This window comes from Sphingobacterium sp. JB170 (assembly GCF_900163865.1).
Taxonomy (GTDB): domain Bacteria; phylum Bacteroidota; class Bacteroidia; order Sphingobacteriales; family Sphingobacteriaceae; genus Sphingobacterium.
Window position 1 is genome coordinate 40072 of the sequence record NZ_FUKU01000053.1, and the last position, 18795, is coordinate 58866.

The 18795-nt window shown below is 43.8% G+C and carries 12 protein-coding genes; 8 read left to right on the forward strand and 4 right to left on the reverse strand.

Annotated elements, in window-relative coordinates; all coding sequences use genetic code 11:
- Positions 1 to 27 precede the first annotated feature (27 nt).
- The 8 genes from FM107_RS13715 (at position 28) to FM107_RS13750 (ending at position 16277) form a co-directional block, all read left to right on the forward strand.
- On the forward strand, positions 28 to 1626 hold the full coding sequence (locus FM107_RS13715) for a hypothetical protein (RefSeq protein ID WP_086949051.1): 1599 nt from the start codon (positions 28 to 30) through the stop codon (positions 1624 to 1626).
- A 79-nt stretch (positions 1627 to 1705) separates the two neighbouring features.
- Complete coding sequence (locus FM107_RS13720) at positions 1706 to 5845, forward strand: two-component regulator propeller domain-containing protein (RefSeq protein WP_086949052.1); 4140 nt, start codon at positions 1706 to 1708, stop codon at positions 5843 to 5845.
- A gap of 551 nt (positions 5846 to 6396) precedes the next feature.
- Positions 6397 to 9597, forward strand: a complete 3201-nt coding sequence (locus tag FM107_RS13725) for a TonB-dependent receptor (protein ID WP_218778995.1) — start codon at positions 6397 to 6399, stop codon at positions 9595 to 9597.
- Between the two features lie 32 nt (positions 9598 to 9629).
- Positions 9630 to 11483 carry a RagB/SusD family nutrient uptake outer membrane protein gene (locus tag FM107_RS13730; RefSeq protein ID WP_086949054.1) on the forward strand — a complete coding sequence of 618 codons (1854 nt, stop codon included), beginning with the start codon at positions 9630 to 9632 and terminating at the stop codon, positions 11481 to 11483.
- 44 nt (positions 11484 to 11527) lie between these two features.
- Entirely contained in the window at positions 11528 to 11935 is a 408-nt protein-coding gene (locus FM107_RS13735; protein ID WP_086949055.1) for a hypothetical protein, read from the forward strand.
- Positions 11936 to 11940: 5 nt separating this feature from the next.
- Complete coding sequence (locus tag FM107_RS13740) at positions 11941 to 12960, forward strand: DUF4466 family protein (protein WP_256959541.1); 1020 nt, start codon at positions 11941 to 11943, stop codon at positions 12958 to 12960.
- 43 nt (positions 12961 to 13003) lie between these two features.
- The gene (locus FM107_RS13745; RefSeq protein ID WP_086949057.1) at positions 13004 to 15055 is read left to right on the forward strand and encodes an alginate lyase family protein; all 2052 of its coding nucleotides are present in this window, start codon (positions 13004 to 13006) and stop codon (positions 15053 to 15055) included.
- A 31-nt stretch (positions 15056 to 15086) separates the two neighbouring features.
- Entirely contained in the window at positions 15087 to 16277 is a 1191-nt protein-coding gene (locus tag FM107_RS13750) for a glycoside hydrolase family 88 protein (protein ID WP_086949058.1), read from the forward strand.
- Positions 16278 to 16370: 93 nt separating this feature from the next.
- On the opposite strand, the gene FM107_RS13755 is transcribed toward FM107_RS13750, so the two are convergent.
- From FM107_RS13755 to FM107_RS13770, 4 genes are all read right to left on the reverse strand, one after another.
- Positions 16371 to 16730, reverse strand: coding sequence for a nuclear transport factor 2 family protein (locus FM107_RS13755; RefSeq protein WP_179204489.1), 360 nt, complete (start codon positions 16728 to 16730; stop codon positions 16371 to 16373).
- 77 nt (positions 16731 to 16807) lie between these two features.
- Entirely contained in the window at positions 16808 to 17359 is a 552-nt protein-coding gene (locus tag FM107_RS13760) for a DNA-3-methyladenine glycosylase I (protein ID WP_086949059.1), read from the reverse strand.
- A 3-nt stretch (positions 17360 to 17362) separates the two neighbouring features.
- A complete protein-coding gene (locus tag FM107_RS13765; protein WP_086949060.1) occupies positions 17363 to 17683 on the reverse strand; it encodes a MazG-like protein in 321 nt (106 codons plus the stop codon).
- Between the two features lie 108 nt (positions 17684 to 17791).
- Positions 17792 to 18793 carry a trans-acting enoyl reductase family protein gene (locus FM107_RS13770; protein WP_086949061.1) on the reverse strand — a complete coding sequence of 334 codons (1002 nt, stop codon included), beginning with the start codon at positions 18791 to 18793 and terminating at the stop codon, positions 17792 to 17794.
- Positions 18794 to 18795: the final 2 nt, after the last annotated feature.

Here is an 18795-nt window from a genome sequence, read left to right on the forward strand (position 1 = left end):
AATCAACACAATGAATCGAAGATAAAGATGAAAAGCATTAAGAAAACAAGTGACATTAGTAGGGAATTTCTAATAAACATTAACAAACAGAATGCATCGAAATATTTTTTTGCGCCCTTGCTTCTAGTGTCGCTATTGGTTAGCGTGACGGGTTTTGCGCAACAGGTAACCGGGCAGGAGCAGCTTGCTATCCAAATTGATAAACAGGGGAATATCACGTATATTCCCGATGAGCGAGGGAATATTATACCGGATTTTTCAGCTGTCGGATATACGCAAGGTAAAAGAGCCATTCCTCAGGTTCCTACCGTTGTTGTACTCCACCCATCGAGCAGTGGCAACGATCAGCATGTTATACAACAGGCGATTGATAGTGTTAGCGCTCTCCCACCTGATAAAGACGGCCTCAGGGGAGCTATTTTGCTGGCTAAGGGAATATACCGTATTGCAGGTACTTTAAAGATTAACCAGAGTGGAGTTGTGTTGAAAGGAGAAGGAGATAAGGCCGGAGGTACCACAATCATAGCAACAGGCAGCGGACGTCGTAGCTTGCTTAAAATTTCCGGAACAGGTGACTATAATGTTCGCCAAAGTGAGGCGCAGCGCGTGATTCAAAATTATGTGCCGCAGGGCGCTAAGAAGCTTGTTTTAGCCGATGCGGCCGGTTTAAAGGTAGGGATGGATATCCTTTTGTGTTATAATATGAACGATCGCTGGATTTCGGCCCTGAAGATGGATCAGATTGACGCTAAAACGGGAACGGTTCAGTGGCAGCCTACAGATTATGAGCTGAAATTTGAGCGTCGTGTAACCGCTGTTAATGGAGATACTATATCTTTAGACAATCCGGTGATGATGGCTATTGATAAGCTGTATGGTGCTGCCCATATATACCCTTTCACCTTTGAGGGTAGAATTGCGCAGGTGGGCATCGAAGATCTACGACTAGAATCGGAATATGCAGATGAGCAGGACGAAAATCACGGATGGATTGCGGTTGACATGGATAAGCTGGAAAATTGCTGGGTGGAACGTATTACCGCCCAATACTTCGGCTATGCTGCCGTAAGTTTGGGCTATTACGCTAAGCAGGTGACCGTCCTGGACTGCACCTCTCTAACGCCTAAATCCATCATTACCGGCGGACGGCGTTATTCGTTTAATAACAACGGGCAGCTTAATCTCTTCAAAAATCTTTATACGTCTCACGGGCGCCATGATTTTGTAACTGGTGCTAAAACCCTAGGACCGAATGTTTTTACGAATTGTCGCGCGGAATATGCGCATGCCGATATTGGTCCACATCACCGCTGGGCGGTAGGGACGCTGTATGATCAGATCGTTACCGATGGCCAGATCAATGTGCAGGATCGAGGGAATTGGGGTACAGGCCACGGCTGGGCTGGGATAACGCAGGTGTTATGGAATTGTGAAGCGCAAGGTATTACGTTGCAGCGGCCGTGGGTTTCGGGCGAAAACTATAGTTTTTTCAGTCGAGGGGCACTATTACGGGGACGCCTAGAAGGCAGACCTACGGGATATATATATCAGCATAGTAAAAAAGCTCCGGTACCCTCGTTATTCGAACTGCAGAAACTGCAGCGACGCCATACCGGGCGTTACTAAAAAAAAATAACGGTAGCCAGTTGTATGTTAAATTGATTATTTTTGATCATCTCAATATTAAAATAGACCTATTTAACCGATGATCCGACGATTAACGAAGTTTTACGTTTCCTTATGCGTGCTATTATTTTTAAGTAATATGCTGCTTGCTGGAGATATCCGTTTTTTGCACCTTAATGTCAATGATGGACTATCACAAGGTAGTGTATTTGCTATTATGCAGGATTATCAAGGGTTTATGTGGATTGGAACGCGAGATGGGCTTAACAAGTACGATTCGCGTAAATTTACGACCTATCGTAATAACCCGCGGGATAGTACATCCATTGGGAGTAACTTCGTACAGTCGATTATGGAGGATAGCCGAAAACGGCTATGGGTAGCGACAGTCGACGGCCTTAACCTTTACAACCGAGCCCATGATAATTTTAGCCGTATTCGCCTTTCGAACCTGCAATCAAGCAGCACAAAATCCGAGCCGCTTGTGTACCATATCATGGAGGATAGGCGGCATCAATTATGGATTGCGGCAAGCACTGGTTTATACCGAATAATTGAAGGCGAGTATCCCAGAGCAGAGCTAGTTTTTAACAGCATACCTATAGAAATTGGTGATAAGGCACATATTTACCGGAATTTTCGGTACGTGTATGAAGATGCACGAGGTAAGATATGGTTATGTACCGACCAAGGGGTGGTGTCGATGATCCGCAGTGGATTGGAGCTGCGCTTAGCGGATATTTATCCTATTCAAGGCGATGGGGGGCATGCCGAGCGCAGGTCCGTAGCAATCTACGAGATGAGCCCTGGCGTGCTGTGGGTGGCGACCAAGTACGATGGTATAAAAGTGATTGATGAACGTACAAGAACGATCAGTTACTATAAACATATCGAAGGGCAGAAAAATAGCCTACCGAGCAACGATGTACGCTCTATCGTTAAAGATCGTAAAGGAAGAGTGTGGATTGGAACATTTCATGGTCTTTCGCTGTTTCAGGGAGGACATTTTAAGAATTATCATGCGCAAGATACGCAGAGCTATGGCTTAACAAATAATTCTATTCGTCCGATTTATGAAGATCGGCGCGGATCGATATGGATTGGAACGTATTTCGGAGGATTAAACATTATTGATGATGGCATTCCCGAATTTCAAAATTTTTCCTACAGCTCGCATCCTGGCCAGGGACTGAATTTTAATGTGGTGAGTGCATTTGCCGAGCAGCCCGATGGTACGCTCATTATAGGTACCGAAGGTGGAGGACTGAATTTTTTAGACCAAAGAACTGGTGAATTCACCTACCAGCGGCACCAACCAGGTTTCTCAGGGAGCTTAAGTCATAATACCATAAAAGCACTCTGCCTAGACAGCGAACTGAACCTGTGGGTTGGTACGTACGAGGGCGGTCTTAACCTCAGACGTCGAGGGGAAACGACATTTGAGCATTTTCGCCACGATCCAACCGATCCTGAATCTCTGGCGAGCAATAATGTTTATTCTCTGCTACAGGATAAAAAGGGTGACCTCTGGATTGCAACATTCGGTGGGGGAGTGCAAAGGAGACGTAAAGGGAGTAAAGGGATGAAGTTAGAGACCTTTAGCACCCATACCGGGGACTTGTTATCAAATATGGTGCGGATCTTGTTTGAAGATTCCAAAGGTAACCTGTGGATTGGTAGTGAGCGTGGGCTCTACTTGAAGAGACCAGAAAGTGAGCGCTTTGTTACTTTTTTACATAAGAAAGGTGACCCTTCCACCCTCAGTGGGGATGACGTTATTAGTGTTCATGAAGATGGAAAAGGGCGGATATGGGTCGGAACGAATATGACAGGGCTAAATCTATACGACCCTAATGGTGATCGGTTTGTACGTTATGATGTAGATAGTGGTCTCGCTGGTAATAATATATTCGGTATTTTGCATGATGATAGTAATAACCTGTGGCTTAGTACCAATGCAGGGATTTCGTGCCTCGACCCACAGACGAATAAAATTCGAAATTATGACCAAAACGACGGCTTGGTTGGCAATGAGTTTATTTATGGAGCGGCTCGACGTCTTTCTGCTGGACGGTTCGCATTTGGGAACTTTGCCGGGTTTACTATTTTTCATCCTGACAGTATCCTTACCAACGATTTTATTCCACCGGTCGTTTTTACACAGTTACGCCTTTTTAATAAAACTGTTGTTCCCGGAAAGGACAGCCCAATAAAAGCCGATATTTCTTTGCTCAAGGAGCTGGTGCTTAACCATACGCAGAACGTATTTAGTTTAGAATTTAGTGTGTTAAACTATATCCACGCCGATAAAAATAAATACGCTTATTTTTTGAAGAATTTTGATCAGCAATGGAATTATGTCAGCATGCCGGTTGCTACGTATACGAACCTTGATGCGGGCAATTACGAATTATTTATAAAAGGCGCCAATAATGATGGAATATGGAATGAAAGCCCCACGGTTCTTAAAATAAAGATATTGCCGGCCCCCTGGCGGACGATGTGGGCATATTGCATTTACTTAGCCATTATAGGCCTCGTGATATTTTATGGCATCCGCTTCTTGGGCATCCGTAATAAACTTCGGCAGGAACTCCTACGGGAGCATATGGCCCTTGAAAAACAAAAAGAGATACACGAAGCAAAACTAGACTTCTTTACACATATTTCCCATGAGCTGCGGACCCCATTATCACTTATAGCCGGCCCTATAGAAAGGTTGGGAGAACAAAGCGAACTTTCCAATGGGGCGCGTTCTCTTTTGCAAAGTGCGAGCAATAGTGTTGACAGACTACTTCATTTAGTGAATCAACTATTGGATTTCCGTAAACACGAGGGCGGTCAGATCGTTTTGCAGCGCGAGTGGACCGATATTAAGTTGTTCACGCAGGGTATTTTGGATAGTTTTAAGATCCTTAGTGAACGGAATAACATTCGCCTTGTGTTGCGCTCCTATTTACCAGAGGGCGTTAGACTTCATGTTGATAAAGAACAGCTGGAGAAAGTGCTAACAAACATTTTATTTAATTCATTCAAATTTACACCCAAAGGAGGGAGCATCTGTGTACATCTATCCATGTCCGCCTCCCAGGATATGGCAGATCATTGCGAAATTGCCGTTTGGGATACCGGCAGAGGCGTAACCAAGACAGATCTGCCCTACATATTTGATGAATTTTATCAGTCTACACAAAAAGGAAATCTACAGATTGGATCAGGGATTGGCCTCGCTCTTGCCAGGTCATTGGTCCGAATGCATGGGGGAGAAATAACCGCCTTAAGTGAACTAAAGCGGGATGATCAGCCCTATAATACGGTTGTGCGTATTACCTTACCCGTGGGAGATTTGGCTGATATAGAACAGGTTCCTGTGGCCGAGGTACCACTCGCCGAGGTAGAGCAGGAGGCAGAGGCGTCCTGCGATAATGATTATCGTTCTGGGGCTGCCAAAGTAGGCAAGCCGCTACTGCTTATTGTAGAGGATAATATAGAGCTTCGCTCATTTATCCGAGAAAGTCTGCTTGAGCACTATATTATTAAAGAGGCTGCTGATGGTCAACAGGCCTGGGACCTCACCGAACAAATAGTACCCGACCTAATCGTTAGTGATGTGATGATGCCCAATAGCGATGGTATGGAACTACTGCAGAAAGTTCGCAAGACAAGAATGACCTGCCATATTCCAGTGATCTTACTTACTGCACGTACCGCCGAACCGTATGTATTGGAGGCATTTAATCAGGGTACGGATGATTATATCACCAAGCCTTTTAGTGTACAGTTATTGCGACTGAAGATCCGAAATATGCTTGATGTACGTAAGCGTTTGGAGGATAGGTTTATACAAAATCATATTGTAAAACCCACAGAGGAAGTTGTGATTGAACAGAATAGCTTTTTAAGTACAGTCATGGAGATCGTTCAGGAACATATCGACCAGGAAAGCTTTAGCGTTGAAGATCTGGCACGTTATTGTGGAATGAGCCGTACGGTGCTCTATCGCAAGGTTAAAAATTTCTCAGGATTAAATGTTGTTGAATTTATAAATGTGGTTCGTTTAAAAAAGGCCGCTCAATTACTCGAAACGGCGGTCGATATAACCGTTAGTGAGGTAGCTTATAAAGTCGGTTTTACGGACCCGAAATACTTTAGTAAAACATTCAAAAAGTTCTTTGGCGTGTCTCCCTCGCAATACGTACAAACGCGTAAGCAGGAGTAATTTAAAGGTGTCAATTTAGATTTATTTTTATCGTGTTTTTCTGCCTTACACTGTTTCTTAGAGCTGCCCCGGAACCTATTAGATGCAATAGAAGAAATAGACAGTCAATTTGTATAACGGGAAGGTTAAGTGCGATTTCATGTCCGTTACACACCATTTTTCCACCACTTTGAACAAAAATTACCCCATAAAAGATGGCGGTGCCACCGACATTTGTTTAGGTTCTACCATGTAGGCCACAATGCTAACCATTTAATTTTATACCATATGACCGCAATAGATTCTGCAGAAGTATTGGCGTATCCTAGGGGAGATAGGAGCCAGTGTTATTTTATGCGAGTGTTCTATGAACTACGCCATGCTAATCGCTTCTTTTAATTTTTTATCACGAGTCTAACGGCAGAGCAGTAAGAATTCTTCCTGTTCGCAATGCGTGATAAAAAGTTAAGCATATTATCGCTCGGCGTTTCGCTCTTTTACTAAATCAGAAGTGTCGGGTACTGCTTAACGAAACCTAAATATCAGATTATAACCAATTAATTAGTTAATGTATGGAATATATTACCTCCATCCGATGTATGCTTGTGTATACGTTAGAGAAGATTCATTTGCCTAGCATCCGAAACTTTTTGCTTCCCATCTTTTTAAAAAAGAAACATTTGCCGTATAAGTGTTTACCCTTTTCGCTCTTATTTTTTCTATTAACATCCGCTTCTTATGCTACAGAAACACGACTTATTATAAGTCCGGGAAGCATAAATTATCAGCAGCGGGTCGTCAATGGGATTGTCAGTGACCAAAGTGGAAACCCTCTTGTAGGCGTTAGCGTTAAAATTAAGGATACTACCTTTGGTGCGACGACCAATGCACAAGGACGATTTACAATAAATACACCTGCAGGATCAGCAGGCACTTTGGTGTTCACATACGTTGGTTTTACTTCGCAAGAAGTGGCGCTCAACGGGCGCACACAAGTGGATGTTATTTTGATCGAGCAGTCTTCGGCACTTACCGAAGTGGTGGTTGTCGGCTACGGTACGCAGAAAAAAGTCAATCTGACAGGATCGGTATCGTCCCTAAATGTTGATGAAAAATTCACAAATCGTGCACTGACAAACGTTTCCTCGGGTCTCTCGGGGCTAATGCCTGGCCTAGCGGTCAATCAAAGTACCGGCATGGCTGGTAACAATAGTGCGTCTTTGTTGATCAGAGGACTGGGCACGGTGAATAATGCCAGCCCATTGGTAGTAGTCGACGGGATGCCTGATGTAGACATAAATCGTATCAATGCCAGTGACATCGAAAGTATTTCCGTACTGAAAGATGCTACCTCGGCCGCTGTTTACGGTTCCAGGGCTGCCAATGGTGTTATCTTGATTACGACCAAATCGGGTAAGGGGCAAGACAAGACTAGCATTAATATATCGAGTTCTTATGCATTGCAAAAGCCAACGCGTGCAATCAATTATATGGCTGATTACCCGCGCGCGTTAACCTTGCAACAGCGGCTAGCAGCGGTTAATACCGAACGGGATGATTGGGCTTTTAAGGACGGAACAATTGATCAATGGATGGCTTTAGGTATGATTGACCCATTGCGTTACCCAAATACCGATTGGTGGGATGTGGTTATGCGCGATGGCGCTCTTCAAAATCATAACATTTCAGCATCTGGAGGTAACGATAAAGCCAATTTTTTTATCTCAGCGGGAATTATGGATGAAAAAGGACTGCAGATAAATAATGATTATAAGCGTTATAATGCGCGGTTTAATTTTGACTATAAAATTCGTGAAAACATGAATGTGGGGGCTCGTTTCGCGGGAAACTGGTCTAAACAAACCTATTCTTTTGACGATGGGTTTACCGATAACTCGGGAAATTTCGATTTGCAGTATGCAATAGCTGGCGTGCTGCCCTATGATCCGATTACGGGTTATTTCGGTGGAGTGATGGCGTATAACGAGGATCCGCAGGCTTTTAATCCCTACTCACAGTTCGTTAACAATTTGAATTACCAGGACCGTCAGGAGGTAACCCCGAGTGTATATATTGATTGGACACCTTTGAAAGGGCTTACTGCCAGGGTGGACTACACGGTTGACTATTTCAATCAATTTCGCTGGAATGCACCTATACCCACCCATGCCTACAATTTCCAATCAGAATCCTTCGGTTCGCGTGTTTATATTGGCGAGAATGCGGGAATTGCGAACTATACGAATACAGGCTATAAAACGCAGCTAAATGGTCGTTTGAATTATCATACGGTGATCGCTCAGAAACATGATCTTCGCGCCCTATTTGTATATAGTGAAGAATATTGGAGTAAAAGATCTCAGCGCAGCTCACGTAATGATAGGCTTCACCCTTCGCTGCATGAAATAGATGCCGCCCTTGCCGATATCCAATCAGCAGGAGGTAATTCGGATGCTGAAGGATTACGCTCCTACATCGGCCGATTAAATTATACAGCTTACGATAAATATCTTTTTGAAGCAAATTTTCGCTATGACGGTTCCTCGAAGTTTCTACCAGGCAGCCAGTACGGTTTTTTCCCTTCGGCAGCTATTGGCTGGCGCTTTAGCGAGGAAGGATTTATGGCCTCCACGCAGCATTGGTTGCAAAATGGTAAGCTACGGGCATCGTACGGCGGGCTCGGGAATAACAGTGGTGTTAGTCGTTATGAACAGCAAGAAACGCTGGATGCCAATGCCTATATGATAGATGGATCCATTGTGCGCGGGTTTGTGAACAGCAAGATGGTCAATAGGAGCCTTACTTGGGAGAAAACCTCGGTGTTAAATATTGGGCTTGATCTAGGATTTCTTGATAATAGACTTACCGCAGAAATTGATTACTACGACAGGCTGACAACCGGTATGAACCGACCTTCTGACCTATCGATATTATTAACAGGAGCCTATGATGCACCTCGTACAAATATCGGTAACCTGCGTAACCGCGGTATTGAAGGGAATTTTACATGGAAAGATCGTAGAGGAGCGTTTAATTACAGCATTAATTTAAATGCCTCGTATAACCAAACCAATCTGGAGGAATGGAATGAATACCTCACCAGAGGGCATGTGTTTTTAAATATGCCATACCATTTTTTGTACACCTATGAAGATGTGGGTATCGCGCAGACCTGGCAGGACGTTTATAATGCAACTCCACAAGGAGCATCGCCGGGTGATATTTTACGTAAAGATCTCAATGGTGATGGCCGGATTGACGGCAACGATAAAAAAGCCTATCCGAATGTGCAGCGCGATCGACCATCAGCAAACTACGGTTTGAATGCTTATTTAGCATGGCGAGGGCTGGACCTGGCGGTACTTTTTCAAGCTGCAACTGGACGCAAGGACTACTGGCTTAATAACTACAACGATGTGAACTTCCCTTCAGCACGCTACGCCGCGAGTGTAGAACATTGGGAGAACCCGTGGACAGTTGAAAACCGCGATGGTGAATGGCCCCGTATCGGGGGGAGCAATAATACGCAAGAGACCACATTTTGGCTCGATGATATGAGCTACCTGCGTCTGAAGAATATTCAGCTAGGTTATGCTTTTCCGAAAGACTGGACAAAGCGTGCTGGGGTAAGCAATGTACGCCTGTTTTTTACTGCAGAGAACCTGGCGACATTTACCAAATACCGGGGCTTAGACCCGGAGAAAACGGGTAATAGAAGTGATGCGTACCCCCTAACAAAGTCATTTTCTTTCGGGATAAACATCGGTATCTAATTTCCATAGTGCTTAATTAAATAATTATAGAGATGAAAAAAATACACATTAATATATTATCCTTGGCGCTCGCTGCGACGGTACTATTTACGGTGGCTTCCTGCCGAAAGGACCTACTAAATCAACAGCCAACTACGGAGTTAGGGGGTGAATCGTTTTGGCAAACAGAGGCCGATGCGACGTATGCATTGCAGGGTGCTTATACCAGTGTGCGTGCGTGTTTTGATCGCGATTATTACTTCGATGGTCAGGGTGAATACGTTAGAACACGTAATTCGAATAATAGCACTAGCGGTGGTGATATCTATGGAGGAGCACCGTATCGCGGAGGAGGCTATAATCCTACAGGGTATGGGAGTAACTTCAATACGTACTATAGGTATCTGTATGGCGCAGTAAATCGTACAAACTACGTTATTGATAATGTTAACAAAATGCTGCCCCAGGCGAAAGCACAGTCTGTCGAAGGCTTGGAGGCTATCATTGCCGAGGCGCGTCTACTACGGGGAATGGTCTATTTCCGGCTAATATCGATGTGGGGCGATGTACCTTATATTGGCCACACGGTACTTGATAACGCGCAGGTGCAAGATCTAGCACGTATGCCTATTGCACAGGTTAAAGATTCGATTATAGCGGATTTCACTTTTGCCGCGGAGAAGCTGCCGCAGAGTGCTTCGCAACTGGGAAGGGCAGCAAAACCAGCGGCATTGGCATTTCGAGGAAAACTGCAGTTATTCTGGGGCTCCTGGAAAAAGAACGGCTGGCCCGAGCTGGAAGGGTTTCAGGCCAATGCGACCGAAGCCAAGATCGCATTTGGGGCAGCTGCAGCAGACTTTAAAAGTGTTATTGATGACTTCGGGCTTACCCTTTACAAAAATGGAGAACCCGGAGATATTGACGGGCTCGGTAAAGCAGAGGTCTTGCCTAATTACTACTACTTGTTTACGCCACTTGCCAACGAGGATAATCCCGAAATGCTAATGGTTTTTACGCACGGTGGCACGGGAACGGGGCAAGGAGAGGAACTCATGCGCGATTTCGCAGGACGATCCCACGAAGGAAGTCAGCTGTGGGTTAGCCCGCGCTACGAAATTGCAGACCGTTATCAATCGATCGTAACGGGAGAATTCCTTTCGCCGCTTACGCCGGTTAATCCATCTAAATTCGCAGATGCTCGCACGATGGAAAACTCTACTCTAAACCCGCAAAGTTACGCTGATCGCGACTACCGTATGAAATCCACCATCCAGTGGGACTATGAAATGAGTGTGGGTATGAAATCGTTAAAGTCGACAGGTTTCACACCTTACATTTACAAATCATGGGGCGCGAACATCACTATAGGCGGCGAGAATTATATAACCTATAACACCGATGGAACAAACTCGGGATACGTATTCCGTAAGTTCGTTCGTAATTATGCTGGTCAAGGCCGAAGCGACGGTGATTACGCGTTCCCGGTGATGCGTTTAGCGGATGTATACTTAATGTATGCCGAGGCGACAAATGAGTATAACGGTCCACAAGAAGAAGCAATTGCGCTGGTTAATAAAGTCCGCCATCGTGGTAATTTACCTCCGTTAACGAGCGCGCGAACAGGTAGTAAGGAAGCTTTCTTTGCCGCCATCGAACAGGAGCGTATCGTAGAGCTCATTGGTGAAGGGCAACGTCCATTTGATCTACGCAGATGGCGTGCCATAGAGCGCATATGGGGCGCACCCGGAGGTTCGGGTGTATGGCGCATAGATACATGGGGTGCTCAACAGTCCCGTTATTACCAAAACACCTCTGAGCGTACATATCAGCAAAATTATATATTTAAAATTCCGCAAAGTGAGCGCGACCGTAACCCCAACTTAACCCAAAATACGCCGTGGATGTAACAGCTGATGTCGGATAAGATCATGATCACCCTAACAAAAAAAATATGAAACGATATACTATACAATTTTTATGCATGCTGCTGTCTATGGCAATATTGCCGGGATGTAGCAAGGACTTACCGATGGATGAGGATGGACTGCTGATAACCGATAGGGCGGAATGTTACGTGAGTAACTTTGAGCTTTTAGGTGCCGATTTTATTACGGTCAGGACATCAAATGCCGTTATTGATACAATGGCATGCACGATTGATGTCGAGGTACAGTTTGGTACCGATCTTAAGAATCTATATCCGCAATTTTCACTTGCGAGCGATGCGAAGCTAGATCCGAAAATCGTCGGCAAAGTTGACTTTTCCGATCTCCAAAACCCAAAAGTTTATACGGTGATCTCCGGGAATAGGAAGGTTAGAAAACCCTACACGGTGGTAATATCTATACAAAACCCATAACTAATATGACAATGAAAAATATGAGCTATACTTTTTTTCGCCACATTGCCATTCTTATGTTCAGCGCGATATTCTTCAGCAGCTGTAGTGAGAAAGAATACAGCATTCCCGAAGGCGGAGCAGATCTACAGAATGATGTGATCAAACGTTCATTAGGCCCCAACCTTGTGGGTCTGGATATTGAGTTCGCCTATGCTATGGCGCTGCCCAAACAGAAGGGAAAGATTTTGTGGGCGCAGGTGGAAGCTTCCATTGCTGGGGGCGAAGAGACCTATTTAGAAAATAAATCGTATTACACGCATTCCGGTTCCGATGAGATAAATGGCGGAACTGACGTCGGTGTCGTCATTGGTAAGCCATCGGAGAATCAGGGAGCCAAAACAATCGTGAATTTCTCCAGAGATACCTCGGCAGCAACACTGCGTTATTTTTATGACGTGCCCGAGCAGGCACGAGGCAAGAAGGTAGAGTTTACCTTTACAGCAAAGAGCAGTGATGGTTCTACCGTATCGTACAAGATGGGGCCGTATCAGATTGCCGTAATGGATATGGTCCTTAATCTGGAAGCTAGCGATAACCAGGCTTGTTATCTTTCAATTAAGGATATGACGTTCTATTCGGCGGCTCAGGCAGCAACACGTCCGCAGGAAATAGACCTCGTATATCTGTATCGTGGTGAACTGAATTCTTTTGGTCATGCGCTTGTATCTCCGGGTGCTGACCGGCAGTATCTTCCGCAGGTTGACCTTCCCACGGGCTTAAGCCGCTCTACTAAAATGCGCCGAGAGTTTGGTCTTCGAGATCAACAGTTGGGGAATCCTAAATACGGAATCTATATTGATGATGTTGATTTTCAGCAATTGGATGTAAGTGATTCACCAAATTATGCGCTAAATCTCAAAGAGGAAGCTGGCGCTTGGCTGGAAACGCAGGACGGCACCTATCGGGCTTATGTCTTTGTCAATAAAATTGATAATGCGGGTGCTAAAGCAACATTGAGCATGAAACGTTATAAGCTCAAATAAAAGACTCAGGTGTATTTAAATAAATTAAAATAGGAGTTAATCAATGAAGAAATTATGGATCGTTTTACTTTTGGTGTGGTCTGCAAGTGTCGTGTTTGGCCAACGATTTGTGCACCCGGGGATCGATCAGACTCCGGCGGACTTAGCGTATATGAAAAGTGCAGTGCTTGCCAAACAGCAACCTTGGCATAATGCTTTTGAGCGGCTAAAAAAAGAAACATCGCTTGACTTTCAATCACAGGCATATGCCCATGTAGTGCGGGGGCCTTACGGTAAACCTGATATTGGAGGAAGTGAGTTATCGAGAGCGGCCTCGACGGCTTATAACAGTGCTTTGATATGGTATATAACGCGCGATCGTGCCTACGCGGATCAGGCAATTGAGATTCTCGACACCTGGTCTTCTAAGTTGTGGGATTTTGATAATAATGATGCTAAGTTGATTGCTGGGTATACGGGCTACGTTTTTTGTAATGCCGCAGAAATACTACGCTATAGTGATTCCGGTTGGGAGCAAGAGAGTATAGAACAGTTTACAAGCATGCTTTTGAATGTCTATTATCCACTGCTTCGACATTATTACCCACAAGCCAACGGCAACTGGGATGCGGCGATTGTCCATAGCATTATGGCTATAGCGGTATTCACCGATAATCGGACCATGTTTCAGAGTGGCGTTGATCATTTTCTGTATGGTCCCATTAATGGAAGTGTTTTTCGGTATATATACCCTAGTGGTCAAAGTCAAGAGAGTACGCGTGATCAGGCTCATGTGCAGTTTGGGCAAAGTGAACTTGCGGGTGCTGCGCGCATAGCTTATAGTCAGGGTATAGATTTATTTTCTGTGGGTAACAATAGGATCGCTCTGGGGTATGAATATACTGCGAAATTTATTCTGCAAGCTGATACACCGCAGGCATATGGCGTAATTTCACAGCAGCGTAAAGACGTACGATACGATTACGAATATGTATACCAGCATTACACTTCAAAAGGCGTATCGATGCCTTATAGTTCGATTGCGGCCCAACAGACGCTTAGCGTTTCCCCGCGCAGCGTGCTTACAGCGAGACGTGCGCTCCATAAAGATTTATCACCCGAACAGAAAGTCTTGCAGGTCAGTACATATGGTTATCCGGCAGGCGCATCAAATGTTGCGGGCGAACCTCCCGTTGGTTCAATATTTGTTAAGCCGGGAGAATCCTTGCAAGAGGCTCTTTTACAAGCTGCCGGCACGCCGGTGTGGGTTGTCGCGATGGCGGGCATACATCTTCTACCGGCGAGTTTAAAGATTCCTAGCGAGGTAACACTTGCTGGGCAAGGACTGCGTACCATCCTGTTTCTTGACCCAGCGATCAAAGACCGTGATGCGATTACAAATGATGATCTGGAGTTAAAGAATGTTACTATTCGTGATCTAGTGATCGAATCCTCGCTCATCACCGGCACGCCTGCCAATTCGCGACGTTCTTTTAACAATATAGGGCGCCGTGCGGGTATCGTTTTGGTTACGGATGAAAAAGGTAAAATTGATAATATCACTCTTTTAAATATTACCGTTCGTAATAGCGTGTACAGTGGGGTGACAATTAAAGGGGCGTCTGCAGTACAGGTGATAAATTGTGATTTTAGCGAGAATGGCGCGAATATGGTTCCAGGGGTGCATCTATTGCATAACCTGCATCTGAGCCACTGTTCGGCCGTGGAAGTACGCGGATGCAGACTGGATACCTCGCCGCAAGGCAGTGGTCTAGCAATCAGTCATTCGGATCAAGTCGCTGTTACGGATTGCGAAATAGCTCGTAATGGTTACTACGGTGTTTTGATTACAGAATCTAATAATATCTCCCTTCGTTCAAGCCTCATCGAAGCGAATAATCGAAGCGGAGTTATGGCAGAATTTCTCTTCAGGGGATCTCAAAATATAAGTATAAAAAATAATCAAATTCAGTATAACAATGGTAACGGCGTCGAAGCGTACGGTACTAATTCGATAAGCCTGTTAGGCAACGATTTTGTTCGTAATCGGGATTCTATGCAGAAAATTGATGATAGCAAAACTATTATCGTGCCCCCGGGAAACGGTTATAATTAAAGATAAATAAGTGACTTTAAATTAATTTTCTATGAAAGGTAAATATCTTAGCGCCGGTCTGTTGATCGTATTTATGCATGTTGGTTGCACGGCGAACAAGAAGGATGAAATTGATAGCGTTTTCTCAAATGCTGCCCAGCAGACGGAGTATATGCTTAAGGAGGTTGAACTGGCAAAGCAGCATGCTTCCAAACCAGATCTATTATTCCCTAGAACGCTTTCTCCTTCTGGAAGTTTGGAACTGGTCGCTGCGGGTGACTGGACGAGCGGCTTCTTCGCTGGTGTATTGTGGTTCCTCTATGAGCAAAGTAAGGATGACAAATGGTTAGCACTTGCGCGCCAATACACGACTGGCATTGAGAAAGAAAAAATGAACGGACGTACCCATGATATGGGTTTTAAAATTTACAACAGTTTCGGTAGCGGATATCGACTTACGGGCGATACTGCATACAAACAGGTTATCATTCAGTCTGCTAAAACCTTATCCACGCGCTACAACCCCAATACGGGTGTTACGCGTTCCTGGGATCATAATAAAGCGAAATGGACAAACCCGGTAATTATCGACAACATGATGAACTTGGAACTACTTTTTGAGGCTTCGCTTTTAACAGGAGACTCATCGTTTTATAATATTGCAGTTTCGCACGCTGATCAAACTATAAAGAATCATTTTCGTGATGATTATAGCAGTTACCATGTTGTTGATTACGATCCTCAAAGTGGAGATATCATTAAGAAAACTACACATCAGGGGTATAGTGATGATTCGGCATGGGCACGAGGACAGGCGTGGGCCCTTTATGGCTATGTGATGTGCTACCGTTATACGAAGCATTCTCGATATCTCCAGCAGGCCGAGCACATCGCTAGCTATATATTAAACCACCCTAATATGCCGGAAGATCTTGTTCCATATTGGGATTTTGATGCGCCAAACATTCCAAATGAACCTCGTGATGCTTCCGCAGCAGCTATTATTGCTTCGGGACTTTATGAGCTAAGTGGTTATAGTGAAAAGGAAAATTATAAAGAAATAGCTGATAAGATCATAAGCAATCTCACCGCTAGCTACCGTTCGTCCTTTGGTGAGAACAAAGGGTTCCTACTATTGCACAGTACAGGGTCAAAACCTTCCAATTTGGAGGTTGATGTTCCGCTGAACTATGCAGATTATTATTACTTGGAAGCTTTACTTCGCAAAGATCGATCACAATAAGATTCATAATTTAAAAGAGAAAAATTCGCGGAGGTATTATTACAATTAACCACATTCGGATAGATGAATTTTAAACCAGGATATTGAGTGACACTAGTAATCGACCCAATTGATAAATAGTATCCGTGCTAGCTTGACCTTAGGCAATTTTAAATTGAACATATCAAAATTTTGTTTTAAGCAAGCTGGCCGGATCAAATCTGTTTTCGTCTTTTTGATTTCCGCATCGTTAAATGTAAAATTAAAGGTTCCATCAATTTTCCCTTCGCGGAAATCGCCTGTGAATTCAACTTCAATATGGGTTATATTTTCGTCGATGATGTCGATTTCTACCAATCGGATTTGGGTTTTGTAATCAATAAAATAGCATTCAAAATAATCTTTAATTTCATCGTGTCCTATGAATTTTCTGCGGACAGAATGATCGTCTAAAACGACATATTTATACCGCAATTCCAAATATTTTTGGGTGTCTTAAGCATTGCTAACGGCGAAAAAATTTGCTATAAATTTTACAAATACCTTTCTAATTATTGTTTTGTCCACATTGGTTTTTGTTTTATAATTTGTCGATGAACAGGGCAGTTTTCCGAATGTGCCCCACGTAAATATCCAATGCTCATTAGAAATTCGCCCACAATTTCACCTCCTGTAAACTTGAATGTTTTTTTGAACAATTTCACCCATTCTTCTTTGGTTTTTGGGTGATGATGTTCCAGCCATTTTTCAAATGAACCAAATTCTTTTTGTAATCCTACAATGGTTTTGGCGTTTTCAATCGCTGCATTTACTTTGAGTTTGTTGCGGATAACCCCTGCGTCATTCAGCAATCGTTCACGGTCCTTTTCTGTATAGGTAGCGATTTTTTCGATGTTGAAATTACTATAAGCTTTGCGGAAACCTTCTTCTTTTTTCAAAATCGTTTCCCAGCTCAAACCTGCTTGGTTGATTTCCATAATCAATCGCCCAAACAATTCATCGTCATTGTGAATGGGAAAACCGTAATGATCATCGTGGTATTTTTTATGCAATGCTTTCCGTTCTTCGGATTGCATCGCCTCAATGGCGTAACAATAGCTCATATATTATTTTAATAATTTTTCAGTTTTGGTTAAAAATTTCTCTACAGCCTCTTCAATACTAATATCCATCCTATCGGCTAAAACAACTAGCCACCAGATGCTTTCGCCGAGTTTGTGTTCTAATTCTTCCTGTGAATTTGCTTTTGGCCAGCGATTTTGTTGTGACATGATGTTTCTTCCTATCAAGCCTGTATCGGTAAGAAATGCTAAAGCATCTTCTTCTACCGTCCACTCGCTGCCATGATGTTGGCGTTCCAGTTTATGGTATTGCTTTCTGATTTCAAGCGAACGCTTGATAATTTCTTCAATGTTATTTGTACGCATTTGTTTTCTTTTTTATGAATGTATAAATGTAAAATAAATTTGGCTTGGTACATTCGCCATAACGGCTCTTTTATTTGCCGTTTTGACGAATTGTTACCGACTAATATTTTATATCATATCAACCAAAGAGGTATTCGGGATATCTTGCAAAATATCCTCGCCATAGGCTGAACCCGGAGACTGATATCCAAATTTGAAATCGTTATTTAAAATACGATGTGCTACTGCTACCACTGAAAGCGGGGTAAGGTCATATCCCGAAGGTGCATCCACCCAAGCTTTCACTACTTTTCCGTCCCTGCCTGTAATCTCTGCCGCTATTCCATTTCGTCCTGCCGCTCGTTCTGCTTTTGTTGGTCCATCAGGCAGATTTACCATTGTTAGATCCGGAACTTCCGTGGCTGGGAGTTTCAGCGAAAAAAACTCTTCTATATTGGGGATACCCGTACTTTTATAACTCAGGATAATACCTCCTAAAGGCGTAGCCATACAATCTACTTCCTGTTCACCAAATGAAAATATCTTCGACTTTGGATCTGGATTAGTTACGATATCGCCATTTCTACGGATTAATGTGCCTAAGTCTGCAATATTCTTACTGCTTAAAACTGACCCTCTGGAGAAACCACCATAGTGTTGGAAACCCACTCTCAAATATTCGGGTTCGGGCACCAATTTTGACAGATGAACAACCAGTGCATCATAGCTCACAAAAAGGCCAGCACCAGATATTAACTGAATACCCGCCGCATTTGCTTCTTCATCGAGTAACTCAGCCAATCGGTAGGTCTCCATTTCTGCACTGATGTCTAAATAGTGCACACCGGCTTTTATGCAGGCTCTCATCGCTTGTTCGGCGGTAAACTTAAACGGTCCTGCTGCATTAATTAAGACCTGTTTACCTAGTAAGGCTTTTTGCCAGGCGTACTCAGTATCCACGTCGAAAATGTGATAATCAACGGCTATCTCCTCGGCAAATTTCCTGGTTTTATCGGGATCCCTTCCTGCAATTTCAAAATCAATGTTTAACTCTTTTGCCCTTTCGGCAATGATCTTTCCTGTATATCCGGTGGCTCCGTAAATTAAAAGTTTGTTTTTCTTGCTATTCATTT

What these genes read in the sequence shown, in the direction of transcription:
- FM107_RS13730 (WP_086949054.1), top strand. Translation starts at nt 9,630, where the DNA reads ATGAAAAAAATACACATTAATATATTATCCTTGGCGCTCGCTGCGACG.
- FM107_RS13750 (WP_086949058.1), top strand. Translation starts at nt 15,087, where the DNA reads ATGAAAGGTAAATATCTTAGCGCCGGTCTGTTGATCGTATTTATGCAT.
- FM107_RS13760 (WP_086949059.1), bottom strand. Translation starts at nt 17,359, where the DNA reads ATGAGCTATTGTTACGCCATTGAGGCGATGCAATCCGAAGAACGGAAA.
- FM107_RS13745 (WP_086949057.1), top strand. Translation starts at nt 13,004, where the DNA reads ATGAAGAAATTATGGATCGTTTTACTTTTGGTGTGGTCTGCAAGTGTC.
- FM107_RS13725 (WP_218778995.1), top strand. Translation starts at nt 6,397, where the DNA reads ATGGAATATATTACCTCCATCCGATGTATGCTTGTGTATACGTTAGAG.
- FM107_RS13770 (WP_086949061.1), bottom strand. Translation starts at nt 18,793, where the DNA reads ATGAATAGCAAGAAAAACAAACTTTTAATTTACGGAGCCACCGGATAT.
- FM107_RS13765 (WP_086949060.1), bottom strand. Translation starts at nt 17,683, where the DNA reads ATGCGTACAAATAACATTGAAGAAATTATCAAGCGTTCGCTTGAAATC.
- FM107_RS13715 (WP_086949051.1), top strand. Translation starts at nt 28, where the DNA reads ATGAAAAGCATTAAGAAAACAAGTGACATTAGTAGGGAATTTCTAATA.
- FM107_RS13720 (WP_086949052.1), top strand. Translation starts at nt 1,706, where the DNA reads ATGATCCGACGATTAACGAAGTTTTACGTTTCCTTATGCGTGCTATTA.
- FM107_RS13740 (WP_256959541.1), top strand. Translation starts at nt 11,941, where the DNA reads ATGACAATGAAAAATATGAGCTATACTTTTTTTCGCCACATTGCCATT.
- FM107_RS13735 (WP_086949055.1), top strand. Translation starts at nt 11,528, where the DNA reads ATGAAACGATATACTATACAATTTTTATGCATGCTGCTGTCTATGGCA.